19 protein-coding genes are annotated in these 20,787 nt (G+C 73.2%); 10 read left to right on the top strand and 9 right to left on the bottom strand.

Translation table 11 applies throughout. The annotated features are described in order from the left end of the window. The first annotated feature begins 1 nt into the window (after position 1). On the top strand, positions 2 to 628 hold the full coding sequence (locus AW271_RS13685; protein WP_157554090.1) for a GAF and ANTAR domain-containing protein: 627 nt from the start codon (positions 2 to 4) through the stop codon (positions 626 to 628). Here AW271_RS13685 and AW271_RS13680 read toward each other — a convergent pair. Together AW271_RS13680 and AW271_RS13675 are read right to left on the bottom strand one after the other, a co-directional pair. Beyond that, positions 625 to 1,557 carry a YihY/virulence factor BrkB family protein gene (locus AW271_RS13680; protein WP_062336628.1) on the bottom strand — a complete coding sequence of 311 codons (933 nt, stop codon included), beginning with the start codon at positions 1,555 to 1,557 and terminating at the stop codon, positions 625 to 627. The two genes, AW271_RS13685 and AW271_RS13680, sit on opposite strands and share 4 nt — an antisense overlap. After that, positions 1,554 to 1,943: a hypothetical protein gene (locus tag AW271_RS13675; RefSeq protein ID WP_062336626.1), complete on the bottom strand. Its 390-nt coding sequence runs from the start codon at positions 1,941 to 1,943 to the stop codon at positions 1,554 to 1,556. The genes AW271_RS13680 and AW271_RS13675 overlap by 4 nt, the downstream gene beginning before the upstream one ends. A 50-nt stretch (positions 1,944 to 1,993) precedes the next feature. Here AW271_RS13675 and AW271_RS13670 point away from each other — a divergent pair, with 50 nt between their 5' ends. Beyond that, positions 1,994 to 2,599 carry a flavodoxin family protein gene (locus AW271_RS13670; RefSeq protein WP_062336624.1) on the top strand — a complete coding sequence of 202 codons (606 nt, stop codon included), beginning with the start codon at positions 1,994 to 1,996 and terminating at the stop codon, positions 2,597 to 2,599. A gap of 4 nt (positions 2,600 to 2,603) precedes the next feature. Here the strand turns inward: AW271_RS13670 and AW271_RS13665 are convergent, their stop codons facing one another. Next, entirely contained in the window at positions 2,604 to 3,185 is a 582-nt protein-coding gene (locus tag AW271_RS13665) for a TIGR03086 family metal-binding protein (protein ID WP_062336621.1), read from the bottom strand. A gap of 88 nt (positions 3,186 to 3,273) precedes the next feature. Between AW271_RS13665 and AW271_RS13660 the strand changes: the two genes are divergently transcribed. Continuing rightward, complete coding sequence (locus AW271_RS13660; protein ID WP_062336619.1) at positions 3,274 to 4,269, top strand: helix-turn-helix transcriptional regulator; 996 nt, start codon at positions 3,274 to 3,276, stop codon at positions 4,267 to 4,269. Here the strand turns inward: AW271_RS13660 and AW271_RS13655 are convergent. Then, entirely contained in the window at positions 4,234 to 5,163 is a 930-nt protein-coding gene (locus tag AW271_RS13655; protein ID WP_062336617.1) for an SDR family NAD(P)-dependent oxidoreductase, read from the bottom strand. The genes AW271_RS13660 and AW271_RS13655 overlap by 36 nt on opposite strands. Positions 5,164 to 5,245: 82 nt before the next feature. Between AW271_RS13655 and AW271_RS13650 the strand changes: the two genes are divergently transcribed. Then, positions 5,246 to 5,797: a TetR/AcrR family transcriptional regulator gene (locus AW271_RS13650; RefSeq protein WP_062336615.1), complete on the top strand. Its 552-nt coding sequence runs from the start codon at positions 5,246 to 5,248 to the stop codon at positions 5,795 to 5,797. Between the two features lie 79 nt (positions 5,798 to 5,876). Next, positions 5,877 to 6,392 carry an RICIN domain-containing protein gene (locus tag AW271_RS13645; protein WP_083976584.1) on the top strand — a complete coding sequence of 172 codons (516 nt, stop codon included), beginning with the start codon at positions 5,877 to 5,879 and terminating at the stop codon, positions 6,390 to 6,392. On the opposite strand, the gene AW271_RS13640 is transcribed toward AW271_RS13645, so the two are convergent. Further along, the gene (locus tag AW271_RS13640; protein WP_062336610.1) at positions 6,383 to 7,696 is read right to left on the bottom strand and encodes an MFS transporter; all 1,314 of its coding nucleotides are present in this window, start codon (positions 7,694 to 7,696) and stop codon (positions 6,383 to 6,385) included. The genes AW271_RS13645 and AW271_RS13640 overlap by 10 nt on opposite strands. Positions 7,697 to 7,698: 2 nt before the next feature. After that, a complete protein-coding gene (locus AW271_RS13635; RefSeq protein ID WP_062336609.1) occupies positions 7,699 to 8,598 on the bottom strand; it encodes an alpha/beta hydrolase in 900 nt (299 codons plus the stop codon). A gap of 95 nt (positions 8,599 to 8,693) precedes the next feature. Between AW271_RS13635 and AW271_RS13630 the strand changes: the two genes are divergently transcribed. The 5 genes from AW271_RS13630 (at position 8,694) to AW271_RS13610 (ending at position 18,800) form a co-directional block, all read left to right on the top strand. Continuing rightward, positions 8,694 to 11,408, top strand: coding sequence for an ATP-binding protein (locus tag AW271_RS13630; RefSeq protein WP_062336607.1), 2,715 nt, complete (start codon positions 8,694 to 8,696; stop codon positions 11,406 to 11,408). A 74-nt stretch (positions 11,409 to 11,482) separates the two neighbouring features. Beyond that, entirely contained in the window at positions 11,483 to 14,227 is a 2,745-nt protein-coding gene (locus AW271_RS13625) for a helix-turn-helix transcriptional regulator (RefSeq protein WP_062336605.1), read from the top strand. Between the two features lie 90 nt (positions 14,228 to 14,317). Then, positions 14,318 to 15,112, top strand: coding sequence for an alpha/beta hydrolase (locus tag AW271_RS13620; RefSeq protein ID WP_062336603.1), 795 nt, complete (start codon positions 14,318 to 14,320; stop codon positions 15,110 to 15,112). Positions 15,113 to 15,167: 55 nt separating this feature from the next. Then, positions 15,168 to 17,903 carry a helix-turn-helix transcriptional regulator gene (locus AW271_RS13615; protein ID WP_062336601.1) on the top strand — a complete coding sequence of 912 codons (2,736 nt, stop codon included), beginning with the start codon at positions 15,168 to 15,170 and terminating at the stop codon, positions 17,901 to 17,903. A gap of 81 nt (positions 17,904 to 17,984) precedes the next feature. After that, positions 17,985 to 18,800 carry an alpha/beta fold hydrolase gene (locus tag AW271_RS13610; RefSeq protein WP_062336598.1) on the top strand — a complete coding sequence of 272 codons (816 nt, stop codon included), beginning with the start codon at positions 17,985 to 17,987 and terminating at the stop codon, positions 18,798 to 18,800. Here the strand turns inward: AW271_RS13610 and AW271_RS13605 are convergent. From AW271_RS13605 to AW271_RS13595, 3 genes are all read right to left on the bottom strand, one after another. Beyond that, a complete protein-coding gene (locus AW271_RS13605) occupies positions 18,784 to 19,089 on the bottom strand; it encodes an STAS domain-containing protein (RefSeq protein WP_062336596.1) in 306 nt (101 codons plus the stop codon). The two genes, AW271_RS13610 and AW271_RS13605, sit on opposite strands and share 17 nt — an antisense overlap. 222 nt (positions 19,090 to 19,311) lie before the next feature. Further along, positions 19,312 to 20,115: a nickel/cobalt transporter gene (locus AW271_RS13600; RefSeq protein ID WP_062336593.1), complete on the bottom strand. Its 804-nt coding sequence runs from the start codon at positions 20,113 to 20,115 to the stop codon at positions 19,312 to 19,314. After that, complete coding sequence (locus AW271_RS13595) at positions 20,112 to 20,756, bottom strand: hypothetical protein (protein WP_062336591.1); 645 nt, start codon at positions 20,754 to 20,756, stop codon at positions 20,112 to 20,114. The genes AW271_RS13600 and AW271_RS13595 overlap by 4 nt, the downstream gene beginning before the upstream one ends. Positions 20,757 to 20,787 lie beyond the last annotated feature (31 nt).

The following is a 20,787-nucleotide window of genomic DNA, read 5'->3' as shown; positions in this document are numbered from 1 at the left end:
CATGCGAGACGACGTGCTGCACGCCCTGGCCGACGAAGCGGCGGCGATGCCGGGCGGGTGCGGGGCGACGATGGCGGTCTGGCCGCGCCCCGGCGCCGAGACCGTGCTGGTCGCCTCCCACCCCGAACTCGGGGAACTCGTCGAGCTGGAACACTTCCTCGGCGACGGCCCCGGCCTCGCCGCCCTGCGCTCGGAGCGGCCGGTGGCCGTGCCCGACCTCGGCCGCGACCCCCGCTGGGTCAGGTTCGGGCGGGAGGCCCTCGCGCGCGGCCTGCGCGGCTGTGTGGCGGCCTCGGGCCACGGCCCCGGGGTGACCGCGGTGGTCACCGTCTACGGCCTGCGCCCGGGGGAGCCCGACGAGTCGGCGGCCCCGTTCGCCGAGACCCTGGCCCGGCAGGCGGCCCGGTTGTCGACCTTCGCCGACGCCCAGGAGCGGCAGTCGCGGGAGGTCCGCCAGCTCCGCGAGACCATGGAGGGCAGGGAGACGATCGAGCAGGCCAAGGGCATGATCATGCAGGCGCTCGGGGTCGACGCCGAACAGGCCTTCGCCGAGTTGCGCCGCACCTCCCAGAACGCCCACCTGAAGCTCAGAGACGTGGCCGAACGCCTCATCGCCCGGGAGATCTAGAGCTTGCGGGTGTCGCGGGGCTCGACGTAGGGCTCCTGGTCGGCGGGCTGCCCGGCGGCGATCGCGCGGCCCCGGGCGATCTCCGCGTCGAACTCGACCCCGAGCAGAATGGCGATGTTGGTGATCCACAACCAGATGAGGAACACCACGACCCCGGCCAGCGTCGCGTACGTCTTGCTGTACGACCCGAAGTTGGCGACGTAGAAGCCGAACAGGCCGGAGGCTGCGATCCAGCCGATGACCGCCACGGTGCTGCCGGGCGTGATCCACCGGAAGCCCGGGTGCTCGACGTTGGGCGCGAACCAGTAGAGCAGCGCCAGCACGAAGATGAAGACGACCACCAGCACCGGCCACTTGGCGATGTTCCAGACGGTCAGCCCGGTGTCGCCGATGCCCAGCACCCGTCCGGCCTGCTCGGCCAGGCCGCCGGTGAACACCACGGCGACGGCGCCGGCGGCCATCATCACGACCAGCACCGCGGTGATGCCCAGGCGGAGCGGCAGGGTCTTCCAGATGGGGCGGCCCTCGGGCATCTCGTACATGATGTTGGCGGCCCGCATGAACGCCCCGACGTAGCCCGACGCCGACCAGAGCGCCACGGCGAGCCCGATGACGGTGGCGATCCCGGCCGCGCCCCGGCTGTCCTGCAGCGACTGGAGCACCGTGTCGATGATCTGCCGGGCCGGGCCGGGCGCGATGGCGGCGAGGTTGTCGGAGATCGGCTGCGTGGCCGACTGGCCGAACAGGCCCAGCAGCGAGACCACGGCCAGCAGGGCCGGGAAGATCGACAGGATCGCGTAATAAGTCAGCGCCGCGGCCCAGTCGGCGATCTTGTCTTCCTGGAACTCCGCCACCGTGCGCCGGAGCACCTGCCACCAGGAGCGTCTGAGCACTTGCGTGGGGCGGTCGGGCACCTGGGGCTCGGTCATGGACCTCCGCTACCCGGAGCCTTCGCGAGCAGTCGTTCCATCAGCGCCTTGGGCTCGGCGACCGTCACCGTGAGGCCGGGATGGCGCAGCGGCCCGATCGGGCGGCGGAACCGGAGGCAGAGGCCCTGCCGGGTGCTCGTGCCGAAGGTCAGCCCCCGGTCGGCGAGCGAGACCCGGGGCCCGATGGCCTTGATCGCCGAGTAGGGCCCGCTCAGCTCCACCCCGGCCAGGTTGGCGAGGTCGGTGGCCGCCTTCCAGGGCCCGAACGCCACCCGGATTCCGTCGTCGGTCACCTCCACCCGGCACGTTTCGGGGCGGATCCCGATGAACCCCAGGAACCGGCGGTAGCGGTCGTCGAATTCGAAGGAGAACACGTCATTGGTCATGAATCAGCCCTACCCGGGATCAGGGAGACGTCCCGGGGCAGGGGAAGCTCATGAAGGCACTGGTCATCAACTGCACGCTCAAGCCGTCGCCCGCGCCGTCCAACACCCAGGCGCTCGCCGACGTCGTCATCGCCGAACTCGGCCGGAGGGGTGTGGAGGTCGAGACGGTACGCGCGGTCGACCTGAACCTGCTGCCCGGCGTCGAGACCGACATGGGGCCGGGCGACGACTGGCCCGCCGTCCACGCCAAGGTGCTGGAATCGGAGATCGTCGTCATCGCCACCCCGACCTGGGTCGGGCATCCGTCGTCGGTCGCCCAGCGGGTGATCGAGCGGATGGACGCCATGATCTCCGAGACCGACGACGAGGGGCGGCCGGTGGCGTACAACCGGGTGGCCGGCGTGGTCAACACCGGCAACGAGGACGGCGCCCACCACGTCATCAGCGAGATCTGCGGGGCCCTGATCGACATCGGCTTCACCATCCCCGGCCAGGCGTGGACGTACTGGCACCTGGGCCCCGGCGCGGGGCCCGACTACCTCGACGACCAGCGCGGCCACGACTGGTCGGACAAGACCGGCCGCGCCATGGCGGCCAACCTCGTCTCCGTCGCGGCGGCCCTGGCCGCCGAGCCGATCGGCGCTCCGCCGGAGTGACCGCCTACGCGGGGGTGCGGCCCAGGTAGCGGAGCAGCTCGTCGGCGACGGGGGTGGCCGACGGGTCGCCGGCGGCCTCGACGACGGGGGCGTAGGCGCCCCACTGGCGCAGCGGTTCGACGACCTGCCGCGCGGCGTCGAGCAGGTGGCCGCCGAGCTCGTCGTCGATCGGCGACGGCTGGCCGGTGGCGATCGCGACGTCCCAGGCGTGCACGAGGGCGTCGAGGGCGCACATCACCATCGCGACCGGCGTGGGCAGTTCGCCGTGCGGCAGCGGCGTCGGCACCGCCGCGGTGTCGTCGGACACCGTGGCCCACGCCGCCGTGCCCACCTCGACGGCGTTCTTCACCAGCTCGGCCGCGCCGCCCTCGATCAAGCCGGAGGGCGAGAAGGGGTCGTAGGCCGGGCCGGGGCCGACGCCGAGCGCGCCGGCCCACACCAGCTGGTCGGCGGCGGCGTGCTGGACGACCTGCGCGACCGTCCACTCGGAGCACGGGGTGGCGGCGTTCCACTGGTCGTCGCGCACACCGGCGACGGCGTTCTCCAGAGCCTGGTACGAGATGGCCAGAACCTCACGAGCGTTCATGGTTACGCCTTTCGTTCTCGTTCGTGCTGATGAGACAAGGCTATGGGCCCATTAGGCTAGATTCCTTCCTAATAGTGCAGAGGTTGAGATGGCCCAGACGACGACCCGTGTGCTCCGCCTGCTGTCGCTGCTGCAAGACCGCTCGCAGACCGGCCGTGAACTGGCCGAACGCCTCGGCGTCACCGAACGCACCCTGCGCCAGGACATCCAGCGGCTGCGCGAACTCGGTTATCCGGTCCACGCCGCGCGCGGCGCGGTGGGCGGTTACCGGCTCGGCCAGGGCGCGACGATGCCCCCGCTGCTGCTCGACGACGACGAGGCGGTGGCCGTCGCGGTCGCGGTCGGCCTGGCCGAAGACGGTTCCAGCGGGATCGCCGACATCGACGCCAGCCTCACCCGGGCGCTGGCCAAGCTCCAGCGCATCCTGCCCAGGCACCTGCAGCGCAAGGTGTCGGCGTTGCGGTCGGCCACCGCGGTCGGGCCCGCCACGGTCGGCTCCCGCGAGCCCGACGCCCCCGTGCCCGCCGCCACCCTCACGGTCGTCGCGGGCGCGATCCGCGACGGCGCGACCCTGCTGACGGAGCACGACGACGCCGAGATCGAGGTCGAGCCCTACCGGCTGATCAGCTGGCGGCGGCGCTGGTTTCTGGTCGCCTACGACCTGGGCACGCACACCTGGCGGGCGCTGCCCGTGGCCGGTCTCTCATCGGTCAGGTCGACGTCGCGCCGGTTCGCCGCCCGCTCGTTGCCCGACGACGACCTCGTCGCCTTCGTCCTGCGCGAGGTGGCGCAGACCGGCTGGAAGGTCCAGGCCCGGGTCACCGTGCTCGCCCCGGCCGAGACCGTGATCGCCCGCATCAACCCGGCCGTCGGATTCGTCGAGCCGGTCGACTCCCGCACCAGCGTGCTGGTCACCGGCGCGGACGCGCTGGAGACCATCGCCATCTACCTGAGCATGCTGATGATGGACTTCCGCGTCGACGGCCCGCCCGAGCTGGTCGCCCACGTCCGGACCATCGCCCGCCGCTACACCGAGGCGCTCGCAGGATCAGACGGGGAACCGCACCCCGGTCAGCTCCTCTGACAGGGTCCACAGGCGGCGCTGGGCCGCCACGTCGTACGACCGGGGGCTCGACCGCACCACCTTCGGGTGGCCCCGGCTCTCCTGGAAGCCGTCCGGGCCGAAGTACTGACCACCCTCGACGCCCGGGTCGGTCGCGGCGCGCAGCGAGGGCAGCGCCCCCATCGCGGCCGGCTGGATCAGGAACGGCCGGACCAGCGCGAAGAAGGCCCGGAAGTAGAAAGGCTGGAGCGACACCGACGTCCGGGACCCTCCGGTGTCGGAGCCGCCGGGATGGGCGGCGACGGCGAGGGTGTCCGTGCCGGCGAGCCGCCGCTGGAGTTCGTAGGTGAACATCAGGTTGGCCAGCTTGGAGTTCCCGTACGCGGCCACCCGGTTGTAGTCGCGGGTGGTCCAGCCGACGTCGCCGAAGTCGATCGGCGGGCCCTGCCGGTGCCCCGCGCTGCTGACGGTGACCACCCGCGAGCCGGCGACCGGCAGCATGAGGTCGAGCAGCAGCCCGGTGAGGGCGAAGTGGCCCAGGTGGTTGGTGCCGAACTGCGACTCGAAGCCGTCGGCCGTGGTCGTGCGGGGGGTGTACATGATGCCCGCGTTGTTGATCAGCAGGTCGAGGCGGTCGTGGGCGGCCCGCAGCTCGTCGGCGGCGGCGCGGACCGACGCCAGCGACGCCAGGTCGAGGCGCTGCACGGTGACGTCCGCCTCCGGGCTCGCCGCGGTGATCTCGGCCGCCGCCTGCTTGCCCTTGTCCGCGTCGCGGACGGCCAGCACGACGGACGCCCCCCGCGCGGCGAGCACCTTGGCGGTCTCGAAGCCGATGCCGGTGTTGCCTCCGGTGACCACGGCGACGCGCCCCCGCTGGTCGGGCACGTCGGCGGCGGTCCAGTGCCGTGGGGGCATGGGTCCTCCAGATAGAATCGGGGCGGTCGTTCCGTTTAGCACCATACCGGAACGCTCGCCCCGTTTGTCGAGGAGGACCCGAGTGACCGAGAAGCCGCTGCGCGCCGACGCCGCCCGCAACCGCGCCCGCGTGTTGCGGGTCGCCTACGAGACGTTCGCCGAAGAGGGCGCGAACGTGCCGATCGACGAGATCGCCCGCCGGGCCGGAGTCGGCGCGGGCACGATCTACCGGCACTTCCCCACCAAGGAGTCGCTGTTCCAGGCGATCGTGGCCGACCGGTTGCGGCAGGTCGTCGAACACACCCGCGAGCAGGCGGCAGCCGACCCCGGCGAGGGCCTGTTCGCCTTCCTCTTCCACCTGGCCGAACAGGGCGCGACCGACCTGGGGCTGACCGAGGCCTTCGCCGGCGTCGGCGTCGACCTGGCCACCTCGCTCCCCGAGGCCGAACGGGAGTTCACCGGCCTGATGGCCGGCCTGCTCGCCCAGGCGCAGCGCGCGGGCACCGTACGCCGCGACGTCGACGTCGACGACGTCCGCACCCTGATCGTGGGCCTCCAGGCGATGCGGCGGTTCCGCGGCGAGCGGGCCGACCGCCTCTACCCGGTGATCCGGGCCGGCCTCTCCCCCAGATGAGTACCGGGCTACTCAGGTGGACCGTGCCAAAAGTCCGGAGCCTGGTCTCACCCAGTCCCATCGAGAAAGGGAGAGACCCATGCTCCGCAACCTCGCTCGTGCCGGTGTGGCGTTCGCGGCCGTGGCCGCCGTCGCCCTGGCGACCGTGCCCGCCGCGCAGGCGTCGGTCGGCTACTACGTCCAGAACCAGCAGACGTCGATGTGCGCCACCATCGCGGGCGGCGTGTCGACCGCCAACAACGTGGCGGCGGTCCAGTACTACTGCGACTCCCACGGCTCCCGCCGCTGGAACCTCGCCCCCGGCGTCGGCGGCGGCGTCAAGCTCCAGAACGTCTACACCGGCAAGTGCCTCAGCCCCGCCGGCGGCGTCTCCACCGACAACAACCTGCCGATCGTCCAGTTCGACTGCGACAACCACAACTCGCGCTCCTGGTCGCTGAACTACACCGGGACGCCGGGCCTCTACAAGCTGCAGAACGTGCAGACGGGCAAGTGCCTGACCGTCGCGGGCGGCGTCTCCACCGCCCCGAACCTGTCCCTCGTTCAGTTCACCTGCGACAGCCACCCCTCGCGCGCCTGGTACGTCTACCTGTGACCCGCCGGGGCCGGGTGGGACGGCGTCCGTTCCATCCGGCCCACGGGCTCGTTCAAATCGCGGTCGCGGGTCTCCGGAGCCAGGGCCACGGCGACGAGACAGACCAGCGCGCAGCCCGCCATCAGCAGCGCGATCGGCCAGGACGCCCCGCCCGCCGCCGCGACCAGGGCCGTGGCCACCAGCGGAGCCGGGCCGCTGACCAGCGCCGCCGCCCATTCGCGCACGACGGCGACCCCGCTGTAGCGGTAACGGGTGTCGAACAACTCGGCGAGCAGCGCGGCCTGCGCGGCGAACAGGGCCGAGACGCCGACCCCGTACGCCAGCGCCACCGACGACACGATCAGCACCGGGTGGCCGGTGTCGACCAGCCAGAACATCGGGAACGAGAACAGCAGCAGGAAGACCGCCCCGCCGAGATACACGGGCCGCCGCCCGATCCGGTCGCTGAGCAGGCCGAACAGCGGGCCGGTCACGATCGACAGGCCCGACGAGACCAGGTTGGCGATCAGGGCCACCGTCGCGGAGACGCCGAGCGTCCGGCTGACGTACGACAACACGAACACCTGGATGAGGTAGCCCATCGCACTGAACGGCGCGTTGGCGAAGAAGGCGATGAGCACGCTGCGCGGTTGCCGCCGCAACACCTCCAGCATGGGGAAACGGCTGCGCCCCCGCTGCCGCTCGCGCTCGAACACCTCCGACTCCGGCAGCCGCGACCTGACGTACAGGCCGATGCCGACCCCCACGAGGCTGAACAGGAACGGGATGCGCCAGGCCCACGCGTGGAACTCGGGCAGCGCCGACACCGCCGTGAAGACGAGCGTGGCCAGCAGCATGCCGATGGCCACCCCCATCCCGGGCAACGAGGCCCACAAGCCGCGCCGCCGGGGTTCGCTGGCCTCGGCCGCGACGACCAGCGCCCCGGCGTACTCCGCGCCCGCGCCGAATCCCTGTGCCACCCGGAGCACCACGAGCAGGACCGGCGCGAGCACGCCGGCCGTCTCGTAGGTGGGCAGCAGCCCGATGCCCGCCGTGGACACGCCCATCAGCAGCAACGTGGCGGCCAGCATCGGCCGGCGGCCCACCCGGTCGCCGAAGTGGCTGAACACCGCGCCGCCGATCGGCCGGGCGAGGAAGCCCACGGCGAAGGCGGCCATGGAACCGAGCGTGCCCGCGACGGGGCTGCTGGAGGGGAAGAACTGGTCGTTGAAGACGAGCGCGGCGGCCAGCCCGAAGAGGGCGAAGTCGTAGAACTCCACGACGCTGCCGACCACCGCGGCGCTCACGACGCGTTTCGCGGTCATGATCACTTCCTCTGCAGGATGTGGGCCAGGAAGCGCCCGGCCTGATCGATGGCGAGCGCTGCGGCGTGCGTGCCGCGCAGCGCGTCGAGCACGACGAACCCGTGGATCACCCCGTCGTAGCGTACGGAGGTGGCCGTGGCGCCGGCCGAGCGCATCCGGGCCGCGTACGCCTCGCCCTCGTCGCGCAGGACGTCGGCCTCGGCGGTGATGATCAGGGCCGCCGGGAGCCTGGCCAGGTCCTCCGCCGGGGCGCGCAGCGGGCCGACGGTCATCTGGGCGAGGTGCCGGCCCCAGACCCGGCGCATGTCGGCGGCGCGCAGGAAGTAGCCCTCGGCGAACTCCCGGTAGGAGCCGGTGTCGAACGAGGCGTCGGTGACCGGGCAGAGCAGCAGCTGCCCGGCCAGGCCACGCCGGTCGAGCAGGGCCAGCGCGGCGGCCAGCGTGCCGCCTTCGGCGTCTCCGGCGACCGCGATCCGGGTGGGGTCGAGGTCGTGGGCGCGCCCGTGCACGCGCAGCCAGTCGAGCGCGGCCCGCGTCTCGTGGAGGGCCATGGGGTGGCGGTCCTCGGGCGAGCGGCCGTAGTGGACGAACGCCACGGCGGCCCCGGAACCCAGGGCCAGTTCCCGGGCCAGCCGGCCGTGACTGTGCTCGCCGCCGAAGACCCAGCCGCCGTGCAGGTAGACAACGACGGCCAGCGGGCCGGGGACGCGCTCGGGGCGGAAGATCGTCAGGTTGGCGTCGTCGAGGTGGTCGCGGGTGACGCCCGGCACCAGCATCTCGGGGTTCTGGAGGTCGCGGATGGCGGTGCGGGCCTCGTGGGGCGGCATGCCGTACAGGAAGGGCGGCTGGGCGGTGGCGTCGGCCAGCGCCCGGGCGGCGGGCTCCAGCACGGGTCTGCGCATGACGGTTGACCTTAAGAGGAGTCAGCATCTCGGACATTCGTCACATGACGTAAGTCTGAGACAATTCCCATGACGATCACGGGAGGAGCCGGACCGTGAACTCCTTGATCGGGCGCGGCGCCGAGACCGCGCGTCTCGAAGCCCTCGTCGACGGCATCCGCGAGCGGGGAGACGCGCTCGTGGTGCGCGGCGCGCCCGGGATCGGCAAGTCGGCGCTGCTGGCGGTCGCGGCGGCCCGAGCGCGGGCGGGCGAGGTGGCCGTGTCGAGCACCTCCGGCGTCCAGAGCGAGACGCACCTGCCGTTCGCGGGGCTCTACCAGCTCGTGCATCCGCTGCTCAAATCGGCCGAGGACCTGCCCGTCCGGCAGCGCGACGCCCTGCTGGGCGCCTTCGGCATGGTGGACGTGAGCTCTCCCGAGCCCTTTCTCATCGCGCTCGCCGTGCTCAACCTGCTCGGCGAGGCGGCGGCGCACCGTCCGCTGCTCATGATCGTGGACGACGTGCAGTGGCTCGACCGGCCCACCACCGAAGTGCTCGGCTTCGTGGCCAGACGGGTGCGGTCGGAGCCGATCGTGCTGCTGCTGGCCGTCCGCGACGGCCACCCCACCAGCCTCGACGACGGCGACGTCGCCGAGCTGCGGCTGACCGGGCTGGGCCCGCACGACGCCGAGGAACTGCTCGACTCCCGGGCCCCCGCGTTGCCGGTGGGCATGCGCTGGCGGGTGCTGGCCGAGGCGGCGGGCAACCCGCTGGCCCTGGTGGAGCTGCCCCGGGCGCTGGCGGCGGCGTCCACGGGCAACCTGGAGTTCCTGCCGCTGACCGCCCGTCTGGAGCGCGCCTTCGCCGCCCGCCTGGCGCTGCTGCCGCCCGGCACCCGGCTGCTGCTGCTGGCGGCCGCCGCCAACGACGGGCCCGACCTGACCGCCGCCCTGAAGGCCGCCGCCATCGTCGCGGGCGCCGGGACGACCGCACACGCGCTGCTCCCCGCCGTGGAGGCCGGGCTGGTCAGGGCGGACGCCGACGGCATCCACTTCCACCACCCGCTGGTGCGCTCGGCCGTCTACCAGAAGGCCGGAACCGCCGACCGCCTGGCCGTGCACGCCGCGCTGGCCGAGGTGCACGAGGCCAGCCCCGACCGCAGGACCTGGCACCGGGCCGCCGCCATCGCCCACCGGGACGACTCGGTCGCCGCCGAGCTGGACCAGGTCGCCGACCGGGCCCGGCGGCGCGGCGCGATCACCGTGGCGGTCTCGGCGCTGCGCCGCGCCGCCGAGGTGAGCGAAGACCAGGGCGGCCGGGTCGAACGGCTGCTGCGCGCCGCAGAACTCTCCTTCGAGCTGGGCCAGACCGGCCAGATCGCCGAGCTGATCGCGCTGGCCGAACCGGAGCTGAAGGGCGAACGCCAGCAGGCGCGGCTGGCGTGGCTGAAGGAGGTGCTGGAGGAGAACCGCAACGAGGGACCGCCCCGCATCCTGCGGCTCGTCGAAGCCGCCGAGAGCGTCGCCGACCGGACGATGGCGCTCAACTTCCTGCGCGCCGCCGCGCTGCGCTGCTGGTGGACCGGCTCAGGCCGGGACCTGCGGCAGCGGGTCGTCGCCCTGGCCGAACGCCTGGCCACCGGCCCCCACGACCCCGACCTGCTGCAGATCCTCGGCACCGTCAGCCCCATCGAGAGCGGCGGCCTCGTGATGGAACGCCTGGAAGCCCTGCGTGACACGCGCTTCGAGGCGCCCGTCGCCCGCATCCTCGGAGTGGCGGGTGGCGCCGTCGGCGCGTACGACCTGGCGATGCCGTTCCTGGCCGCGGCCGTCGCCGATCTGCGGGCGCAGGGCCGGCTGGGGCTGCTGGCCCAGGCCCTGGTCTCCCTCATGTGGAGCCTGATCTACGGCGGCGACCTGCCCGGCGCCCTGCTGGCCGCCGAGGAGGCCGAGCGGCTGGCCCGGGAGACCGGCCAGGCCCGCTGGCAGACGTCCGCATACGTCGGGCAGGCGATGATCGCGGCGTTCCGGGGCGAGGAGACGCACGGCCTCGCCCTGGCGGCCGAGGGCGAGCGTGCGCTCGGCGCCCGCGCCAACAGCTCCAACCTCGCGCTCATCGAGCACGCGCGGGGCGTGCTCGCGTTGTGCGCGGGACGGCACGAGGACGCCTACGCCCACCTGCGGCGCCTGTTCGACCCCACGGACGTGGCCTTCCACCCGGTGACCCGGTTGTGGGCCCTCACCGACCTGGTCGAGGCGGCGCTGCCAGCGCACCGGGACGACGTCGCATCGCTGATCGCCGAAGCGGAGGAACTCGGCGAGCGCACCCCGGTCCCCCTCCTGCACCAGGGCCTGCGGCACGCGCGGGCGCTCATGGCCGACGACGCCGACGCCGAGGGCCTCTACCGGGACGCTCTCAACGCCGACCAGTCGTCCTTGCCCATCGGCCGGGCCCGGCTGACCCTCTCCTACGGGGTCTGGTTGCGGCGCCGCCGCCGGATCCAGGAGGCGCGGGTGCCGCTGCGCACCGCGCGGGACTCCTTCGACGCGCTCGGCCTGCTGGCGTGGGGCGAGAAGGCGCGGCAGGAGTTGCGGGCGGCGGGCGAGGCCAGCGAACTGCGCGTGTCGAGCGGGGTCGACCGGCTGACGCCGCAGGAGCTGCACATCGCCCGGCTGGCGGCGGGCGGCCTGTCGAACCGGGAGATCGGCCAGCAGCTCTACCTGTCGCACCGCACCGTCAGCACCCACCTCTACCGGCTGTTCCGCAAGCTCGGCATCACCGCGCGCGGGCAGCTGCGCGACGCGCTGGGCCCGTCAGCGTACGTCGGCTGACGGATGCCGCCCGGAGGCGACGGCGCATAGCGTCGCTTCCGCCGGGAGTCGGCGCTTCGGGAAGGGTGCTGAGCATGGTGCCGGGCGGCACGCCCAGTGTGATCATCGGACGGGCCGGCGAGCGTGCGGCGCTCGACCGTTTCGTGGCCACCGTCCGCAACGGCTTCAGCGCCGTCGTCCTGCTGCGCGGCGACGCCGGCATCGGCAAGACCGCGCTGCTCGACTACGCCTCGGCGAAGGCGCGGCCCTCCGCCGAGGTCGCCCGCGTGGCGGGGGTGCGGGAGGAGGCGGCGTTCGCGTACGCCGCGCTGCACCGCCTGCTGATCCCCTTCCTGCACCGGCACGACCGGCTGATGCCCACCCAGGCGCGGGCCCTGCGGGTGGCGTTCGGGCTGGCCGAGGGGCCGCCGCCGGACCGGTTCCTGGTCGGCCTGGCCACGCTGAGCCTGCTGGCCGACGTGACCGCCGAGCAGCCGATCCTGCTGTGCGTCGACGACGCGCAGTGGCTCGACGGCGAATCGCTGGCGGTGCTCGCCTTCGTGGCGCGCCGGGCGCACGCCGAGGGCATCGGGCTGGCCTTCGCGATGCGCACCGAGCTGCCGGGCCTCGACGGGCTGCCGGTGACCGAGGTGACCGGGCTGCCCGAGCCGGAGGCGCTCGAACTGCTGCGCGCCACCGTCGGCGGCACCCTCGACGAACGGGTCGCCGCCCGCATCGTCGCCGCCACCTCCGGCAACCCGCTCGCCCTCACCGACCTGGGCCGGGAGTTGACCTCGGAGCAGCTCAGAGGTGGTCGTTCGCTGCCCGACCCGCTGCCGATCGGCAGCCGCCTGGAGGAGCTCTACCTCCGGCAGACGCGCGACCTGCCGCCCGACACCCAGACCTGGCTGCTGCTGGCCGCCGCCGAACCGGGCGGCGACCTCGCCTACATCACCGCCGCCGCCGAGGCGCTGGGGCTCGGGCCGGCGGCGACCGGGCCGGCCGAGTCGGCCCGGCTGCTCTCCGTGGGGACGACCGCCGCGTTCCGCCATCCGCTGATCCGCTCGGCCGTCTACGGCGGCGCGACCAGCGTGGCCCGCCGGCACGCCCACCGCGCGCTGGCCGAGGCGACGACACGTCCGGCCGACGTCGACCGGCGGGCCTGGCACCTGGCGGCGGCGTGCCTGCTGCCCGACGAGCAGGTCGCGGCCGAGCTCGAACGCTCCGCCGACCGGGCCGGGGCACGCGGCGGCCACGCCGCGCGGGCCACCTATCTGGCCAGGGCCGCCGAGCTCACCCCGCAGGGCCCCCTCCGCGACCGGCGCAGGGTCGCCGCCGCCGAGGCCGCCTTCAGCGGGGGCGCGCCCATGCAGGCCCAGACCCTGCTCGACACCCTCGACCGGGACGCCGTCGACGCCGTCATCCGGGGCCGTGCGCTGGTCGTCCGGGGCGGCGCGTCCTTCGCGCTGGGCCTGCCGGGCTCGTTCGCGACCGCGTCCGCGACGTTCATGGAGGCCGCCCGCGCGTTCACCGGGGTCGCCCCGGAGCTGGCGGGCGGCGCGGTGTTGCGGGCCGCCGAACGCGCGGTGACCTCCGAGCACCTGATGACCGGCACCACCCTCACCGAGATCGCCAAGGCCGCGCGCACGCTCAGCCCCGCCGACCCCGTCCTGTCGGCCTTCACCGTCCTGGTCCTCGACGGCTACGAGCCGGCCGTCCCCCATCTGCGCCGCGCGACCGGCCGGATGCTCGACCCGGCCACCTCCGACGACGAGGTGCTGCTCAAGGCCATGCTCACCGTCACCATGGCGATGATCCTCTGGGACGACGACGTCGAAGAGGCCCTGTTCCGGCGCATCGGCGACGTGGCCCGCCGGACCGGCTCCCTGTTCAGCCTCGACACGTCCCTGTACGCCTGGTCGATGCAGGAGACCATCCTGGGCAACCTCGACCGGGCCGACGCGCTGATCGTCCAGTGCCACCAGATCAGGTCGGCGATGGGCGCGAGCGAGGACCTGTGGGAGGTCTACCGCCACCCCGAGCTGCTGGCCCGGCGGCAGGTCGAGCACCTGGAGGTGCGCCTGGCCCGCACGATGGAGGCCGCGGCCGCGCTGGGCCTGGGCGCGATCGAGGCGCAGGGCCGGATCGCGGGCGCCCTCTCCGCGCTGGGCCGGGGCGACTACGCCCAGGCGAGCGGCGCGCTGCGGCGGCTCGTCGACGCCGACGGCCTGGGCGCGCACACCCGCGTGCTGCCCGACCTCGTCGAGGCGGCGCTGCGTTCGGGCGACCGGGAGCTGGCCGAGCGCACGCTGGACACCCTCACCCGCCGCGCCACCGCCAGCGGCGCGCCCCGCGCGCTGGGCGTGCTGGCCTTCTCGGCGGCGCTGTCGGCCGACGACGACCACGCCGAACCGCTCTACCAGCAGGCGCTGGACCACCTCGGCGACCTGCCCGCCCCGAGCGACCTGGGCCGCGCCCACCTGCTGTACGGCGAGTGGCTGCGCCGCCGCAAACGCCGCCGCGACGCCCGCCACCACCTCCGCGCCGCGCTCACCCTCTTCGAGGAGAACGGCCTGGTGGGCTTCGCCGCCCGCGCCCGGACCGAGCTCGCGGCCACCGGCGAGCACGCCCGCGCCCGGTCCACCGGGACGGGCTCCGACCTCACCCCGCAGGAGCTGACGATCGCCACCCTCGCCCGGGGCGGCGCCACCAACCCCGAGATCGCCGGGCAGCTGTTCCTGTCGGCCAACACGGTCGACTACCACCTCCGCAAGATCTTCCGGAAGCTCGGCGTGAGCTCACGCCGCCAGCTGAAGGAGGTCCTCGGAGAGAGGTCGTGACTACGTGTTCCACGGGATTGCAACGGGCGCGGCCTCCCGCAGCATGGCATCACCCGACACCCACCCCGACCCCCACAGAGAGCGGCTTACATGAGACCCGACACGATCGTCCTCGTCCACGGCTTCTGGGTGACACCTCGCAGCTGGGAACATTGGATCTCGCACTACGAGGCCAAGGGCTTCCGCGTCCTGGCCCCCGGCTACCCGGGCTTCGAGGTCGAGGTCGAGGCCCTGCGCGCCGACCCCACCCCGATCGTCGACCTGCGGGTGCCGCAGATCATCGAGAAGCTCGAAGGCGTGCTCGACGGCCTCGACAGCAAGCCGATCATCATCGGCCACTCGGCGGGGGGCGCGTTCACCCAGATCCTGCTCGACCACGGCTACGGCGCGGCCGGCGTCGCGCTGAACTCCGCCCCCACCGAGGGCGTGCGGGTGGTCCCGCTGAGCCAGGTGAAGTCGACCTTCCCGGTGCTGAAGAACCCGGCCAACCACCACAAGGCCGTGCCGATCGAGTATGACCAGTGGAAGTACGCCTTCACCAACACCTTCCCCGAAGACGAGTCGCGCGCCCTCTACGAGCGCTACTCCATCCCCGTCTCCGGCCGCATCCTGTGGGACAGCGTGCTGGCCAACTTCCAGCCCGGCAAGCAGGCCGTCGCCGTCGACTACCACAACGACGACCGGGCGCCCCTGCTGTTCGTCTCGGCGAGTGAAGACCACATCATGCCGCCGGCCATCCAGAGCTCCAACGCCAAGCACTACAAGTCGAAGACGATCACCGAGCTCAAGCACTACGAGGGTTACCCGCACCTGCTGCCCGCCGCCCCCGGCTGGGAGGCCATCGCGGACGAGGTCCTCGAGTGGGCCCTCGACCACGCGAAGTGACCCGACGGGAGAGGCCCGCCCGGAATGCGGGCCTTCTCCACTAACGTACGTTCCCGTGTTCGAGCTGTTGGGCCGGGACGACGAGCAGCGGCGGCTGCACCAGCTGCTCACCTCCGCCCGCAACGGCCGCGGCGGGTCGTTGCTGGTCACGGGTGAGCCGGGCATCGGCAAGACGGCGCTGCTCGAATCGGCCGCGGCCGGCCCGACGGGGATGACGCTGTTCCGCCTCGACGGCTTCGAGTCGGAGATGGCGCTGCCGTTCGCGGCCGTCCACCGGCTGACGATCCCGCTGAGCGAGCACTTCCCCTCGTTGTCCGAACGCCACCGCGAGGCGATCCGGGTCGCCTCGGGCCTCGCGGAGGGCCCGCCGCCCGACCGGTTCCTGGTCGGCCTCGGGGTGCTCGGCCTGTTCGCGGCGGCCGCCGCCACGAACCCCGTGATCTGCGCCGTGGACGACGCCCACCTGCTCGACCAGGAGAGCCTCGACGTCATGGCGTTCGTGGCCCGGCGCATCGCGGTCGAGCCGGTCGCGCTGCTCTTCGCCGCCCGCGACGAGCAGGGCGTCACCGCCCGGCTCGCCGGAATGCCCGAGCTCCCCCTCAGGGGGCTCACCCAGGAGCCCGCGACCGCGCTGCTGCTGCGGTCGTTGTCGGCCCCGATCGACCCCGCGTCTGCGGCGGCCATCGCCCAGGCCACCGGTGGCAACCCGCTCGCCCTGATCGACCTGGCCGAACAGGCCCGCGACCTGACCGGCCTCGGCCTCTCCGCCACCACCCCGATGCCGGTGGGCCGGCGGCTGGAGGCCTACTACGCCGACCAGGTCGCCAAGACCGACCCGGAGGTACGCCAGTGGGCGCTGCTGGCCGCCGCCGACACCACGAGCAACCTGGGCCTGATCGACTCCGCCGCCCGCACACTCGGCCTGGGCGAGGACGTCGCCGACCGGGCCGACGCCGCCGGGCTGATCGAGCTCCGCGAGCTCCGCGACACGGTCCGCTTCCGCCACCCGCTGGTCCGCAGCGCCGTCTACAACGCCGCGCCCAGCGCCGGCCGCCGCCGCGCGCACCGGGCCCTGGCCAGGGCGGCCGACAACCTCGGCATGGTGGAGCAGGAGGCCTGGCACTCGGCCAAGGCCACCCTCGGCATCGACGCGACGGTCGCCGACCGGCTGGAGCACAGCGCCGACCTGGCCGCCCGCCGGGGCGGGCTGGCCTCCCGGGCGAGCATCCTCACCATGGCCGCCGACCTGACCCCGCCCGGCCCGGTCAGGGACTCCCGCCTCGCGGGCGCCGCCGAGGCGGCGCTGGCGGTGGGGGCCGCGCAGACGGCGGGCGAGCTGCTCGCCCGGATCGACGTCGCGGCGGCCGACCCGGTCTCCCGGGGCCGGGTGCTCGTCGTGCGCCACGCGCTCGGCATGTTCGCCGCCGACCCCGCCGTGTTGCGGTCGGCCACGGCGGGGCTGGTCGAGGCGGCCGAGGCGTTCCACGGCCACGACCTCGAACGCGAGCAGCGCACCCTGCTGAAGGCGTTCGAGTTCTGCGCCACCACCGACCGGCTGACCCCCGACGCCACCCGCCGGGAGCTGGCCGGGCGCATCGAGATCGGCGCGGCCTGCGGCGGCGGCCCGGCCGCGACGATCCTGGCCGGTCTCGGCGCGCTCATGTCCCGTCCCCACTCCGAGGCGGTGCCGCTGGTCAGAGCCGCGTTCGACGTGATCCTGGCGCTGCCCGGCAACGAGATGATGCACATGGGGTCGGCCATCGCCGCGCTCGGCACCTACCTCTGGGACGACGCGGGTCGTCGCGCCGGGCTGAGCAGGGCCGTCGCGGCGGCCCGGGAGGCGGGCGCGCTCCAGGCCCTCGACACGCTGCTGTGGGTCACCTCGCTGGCCGAGCTCACCGGCGGCACCGTCCGGCACGCCCAGGAGGCCATGGAGCACGTCCGCGAGGGCCGGCTGGCCATGGGCTACGACGCCGAGCACGTCCAGAACGCCGCCCTGATGGCCTGGACCGGCTCGCCCCGCGAGGTCGTGCAGCAGATCGCCGACGGGGCGAACGCCGTCGGCTTCGGCGGGGTCGGCGCGTCGGCCGTCCACGCCCTGGCCCTGCGGGACCTGTCCGAGGGCAACTACCGCGACGCCCACGCCCGGCTCAGGCCCCTGATCGCCGACCCGTTCCTCCAGGTCACCCCCACCCAGTACGCCGACTTCGTGGAGGCGGCCGTGCGCAGCGGCCACCCCGGCGAGGCGCGCCCCCTGGTCGGCCTGCTGACGGAGTCGGCCGAGGCCACCGGCTCTTCGTGGTGCCGGGGCGTGGCCGCCCGCGCCGACGCCCTGATCAGCAACGACGACACCGCCGAGGCCGGCTTCACGGCCTCCCTGCGGGCCCTCGCCCCCACGTGCGCCCAGATCGACCTCGCCAGAACCCGTCTCCTGTACGGGGAATGGTTGCGCCGCATGCGCCGCCGCAGGGAGGCGGGGGAACAACTCCAGCAGGCGATCGCCCTCTTCGAGCAGAGCGGCGCGCAGATGTTCGTGCCCCGGGCCATGACCGGTCTGGAGGCGGTCGGCCTGAAACCCGCCGCCGCGGCCGATCCCGGCACCGCCGACCTGACCCCGCAGGAGTTCACGATCGCCCGGCTGGCCGCCCTCGGCCACACCAATCCGGAGATCGCCACGGCCCTGTTCATCAGCGTCAACACGGTCGACTACCACCTGCGCAAGATCTACAAGAGACTCGGCGTCTCCTCCCGCCGCCAGCTGGTCGACAAGATCACGATCGCGGTGACCTGACGGACTACGCAGGGTGCGTGGTGCCTTACCCGCCACCGGCGGCCATGCTCGACTTCCGACCCATGTGAGCAGGAGGCCACGGTGTCCTTTGTCATCGCCGACGACGGTGCGCGGATCTTCTACCAGGACTGGGAGCTCGACGGCCCGCCGGTGTTGTTCAGCCACGGGTGGCCGCTGAACTCCGACGCCTGGGAGGCCGCCGCCCTGTTCCTGGCGCGGCACGGCCACCGCGCCGTCGCGCACGACCGGCGCGGCCACGGCCGGTCGTCGCGGACGTGGTTCGGCAACGACATGGACACCTACGCCGACGACCTCGACTGCCTGATCGAGCACCTCGACCTGCGCGACCTCACGCTGGTCGGCCACTCGACCGGCGGCGGCGAGATCGTCCGCTACATCGGCCGGTACGGCACCGGTCGCATCGCGAGAGTCGTCCTGGTCGGCGCGGTCACGCCCGGGGGCCTGCCGGCCGAGCCGTTCGACGAGATCAGGGCAGCCGAGCTGGCCGACCGGGCGCAGCTCTACCGCGACCTGGCCGACGGCCCCTTCTTCGGCCACAACCGCAAGGGCGACGTCACGCAGGGCCTCCGGGACGCCTTCTGGTCGCGGAGCATGGCCTGCGGCCACCGGGCGGCGTACGAGTGCGCCGCCGCCTTCACGGCTGCCGACTTCCGCCCCGACCTGGCCAAGATCGACGTCCCGACGCTGGTCATCCACGGCGACGACGACCAGATCGTGCCGATCGAGGTGAGCGGCGAGCGGTCAGCCGCGCTGATCGACGGCGCGATCTTGAAGGTGTACGAGGGCGGCGGCCACGCCCTGCCCGACACCGACCGCGACCGCCTGCACGCCGACATCCTGGAGTTCGTCTCCGGAGGGGCTACATCGCCTCGATGATCGGGAAGCGGTCACTCAGCTCAGTGATCTCCAGCAGCCGGGTCAGCTGCGGGGTGAGGCCGGTCAACGCCAGGGTCACGCCCCGCGATCGGGCCCTGCCCTGCACGTGGAGCAGCATGCCGAGCCCGCCGGCGCCGCAGAAGGTCACCCCCGACAGGTCGAGGAGGAGCACCTCGACGCTCTGGTCGACGGCGACGAGAATGCGGCGGCGCAGTTCGGCGGTGGTGCAGACGTCGATGTCTCCGGTCAGGTACAGAATCGTGGGCGCCGTGGTTCCGAGCACGGTCATTACGAAACTTCCTCGTGAGTCATGGGCGGCCGAATTGCCCCGCTCGCAGGGGAAAACGTCAAGGCCGCACTGGCTGACACAGTCATGGTTCGCCGGGGGCGACGCCGACCTGAGTGCCAACGCTCGAAAAGTCCTCGGTGACTTTCACCATATCCCAGGACTTCCGGAATGCGGTGATTGCGGAAGTCGAGATAGGGGGTGGCGATCGGAAAGAAACCGTCTCTAACCAGTGAGGACGAAGACCGCACTCGCCAGGTAGAAACACCCTGCGACGGCGACGGCGACGCCCGCCGCGACCGGCGTCCACGCCGACACGGCGGCGGCCGCCGAGCTGCCGCGCAGACCCCGCGTGAGCAGGCCGTGGCCCTTGATCGTGACGACCCCCACCGCCGTCAGCGTGCACGCCATGCCGAACCCGAACGCGAGCACCAGCACGACCGCGTCGAGCGCCCGCCCGGTCAGCAGGCCGCTGACCAGCACGATGAAGGCCGACGGCGACGGCAGCAGACCGCCGGACAAGGCTAGCGCGATCAATCCCTTCCGCGACCACGGGTCGGTGGCCTCCTCACCATGCCCGTGCCCATGCCCATGCCCATGGCCGTGCCCATGACCATGGCCGTGCCCATGACCGTGTCCGTGTCCGCTATGGACGTGCGCCCTCTGCCGCAGGTGCCGGACGGCCAGGTGCACGCCGACGCCGATGACGACGACGGCCGCCACCACCTGCATCCACGCGGTGACGGACTCCGTGCCCACCCCGGCGAGGTCGGAGACGCCCACCCACAACAGGGCCAGCACCAGCACCGAGAACGTGTGCATGATCGCGACGATGACGCCGAGCCGGACGGCGTCGCGGTAACGGCCGTGCGTGCCGACCAGGTAGGCGGCGGTGACGCTCTTGCCGTGGCCGGGCGCGACGGCGTGCATCGCGCCGACGCCCAGGGCGATGGCCAGGGCGATCCAGAAGGCCCCGCCGCCGTCGAAGAACGCGACGAACCGGCTGTCGATGCCGTTCAGGCCGTTCACGCCGCCACCCTCCGGCGCCGCGTGCGCAGCACGACCAGGCCGCCGACCCCGGCGACCACGACGAACGCCAGCCACAAGGCGACGCCGACCACGGCGGTCGAGACGCCGGAGGCGGAGAAGTCCAGGTGCTGGGTGGTCGTCGTCGAGGTGAAGAGCATCTGCTCCCGCTCGACCGGCGGGGCGAAGACGAGCACCGTGCGGTAGTTGCCGTCGAGGTCGGTCAGGGCGCTCAGGGTGACGTCGAGGCCGTCGACCGGGCGGCCGCAGTCGTAGTCGAACTGCGCGCCGTTGTCGGTCACGCCCACCAGCGACGCCAGGCGGCCGGGGCACGGCTTGCCGTCCTGCGCGACGGCGATGGTGCGCAGCAGGTAGTCGCGGACCACCGAGGAGCGTTCCAGCTTCTCCTCGCCGGTGAGCTGGGGGGCCGCGTCGTCGAACGCGCCCTTGGCCGTGCCGAGGGCGAACCAGTCGTCGGCGCTCGCGGTGTAGTGGATCGCCACCTGCGACCCGCTGGCGCTGATCCGCGCGGTCGGCGGCGCGCCGAAGGGGTGCGCGGAGGCGGGCCCGGCGAGGCCCGCCCACACCGTCAGCACGGCTGCCACGAGCAGCACGGCCACCGGCGCGCGGCTGGGGATGGTCACACGATCTCCTGCACGAATGGGTCGAGCGTTC

Origin of the sequence: Herbidospora sakaeratensis (genome assembly GCF_001570525.1) — a bacterium.
Lineage (GTDB): Bacteria > Actinomycetota > Actinomycetes > Streptosporangiales > Streptosporangiaceae > Herbidospora > Herbidospora sakaeratensis.
Note: the sequence above shows the minus strand (reverse complement) of the source record. Positions and strands in the feature narration are given on the sequence as shown.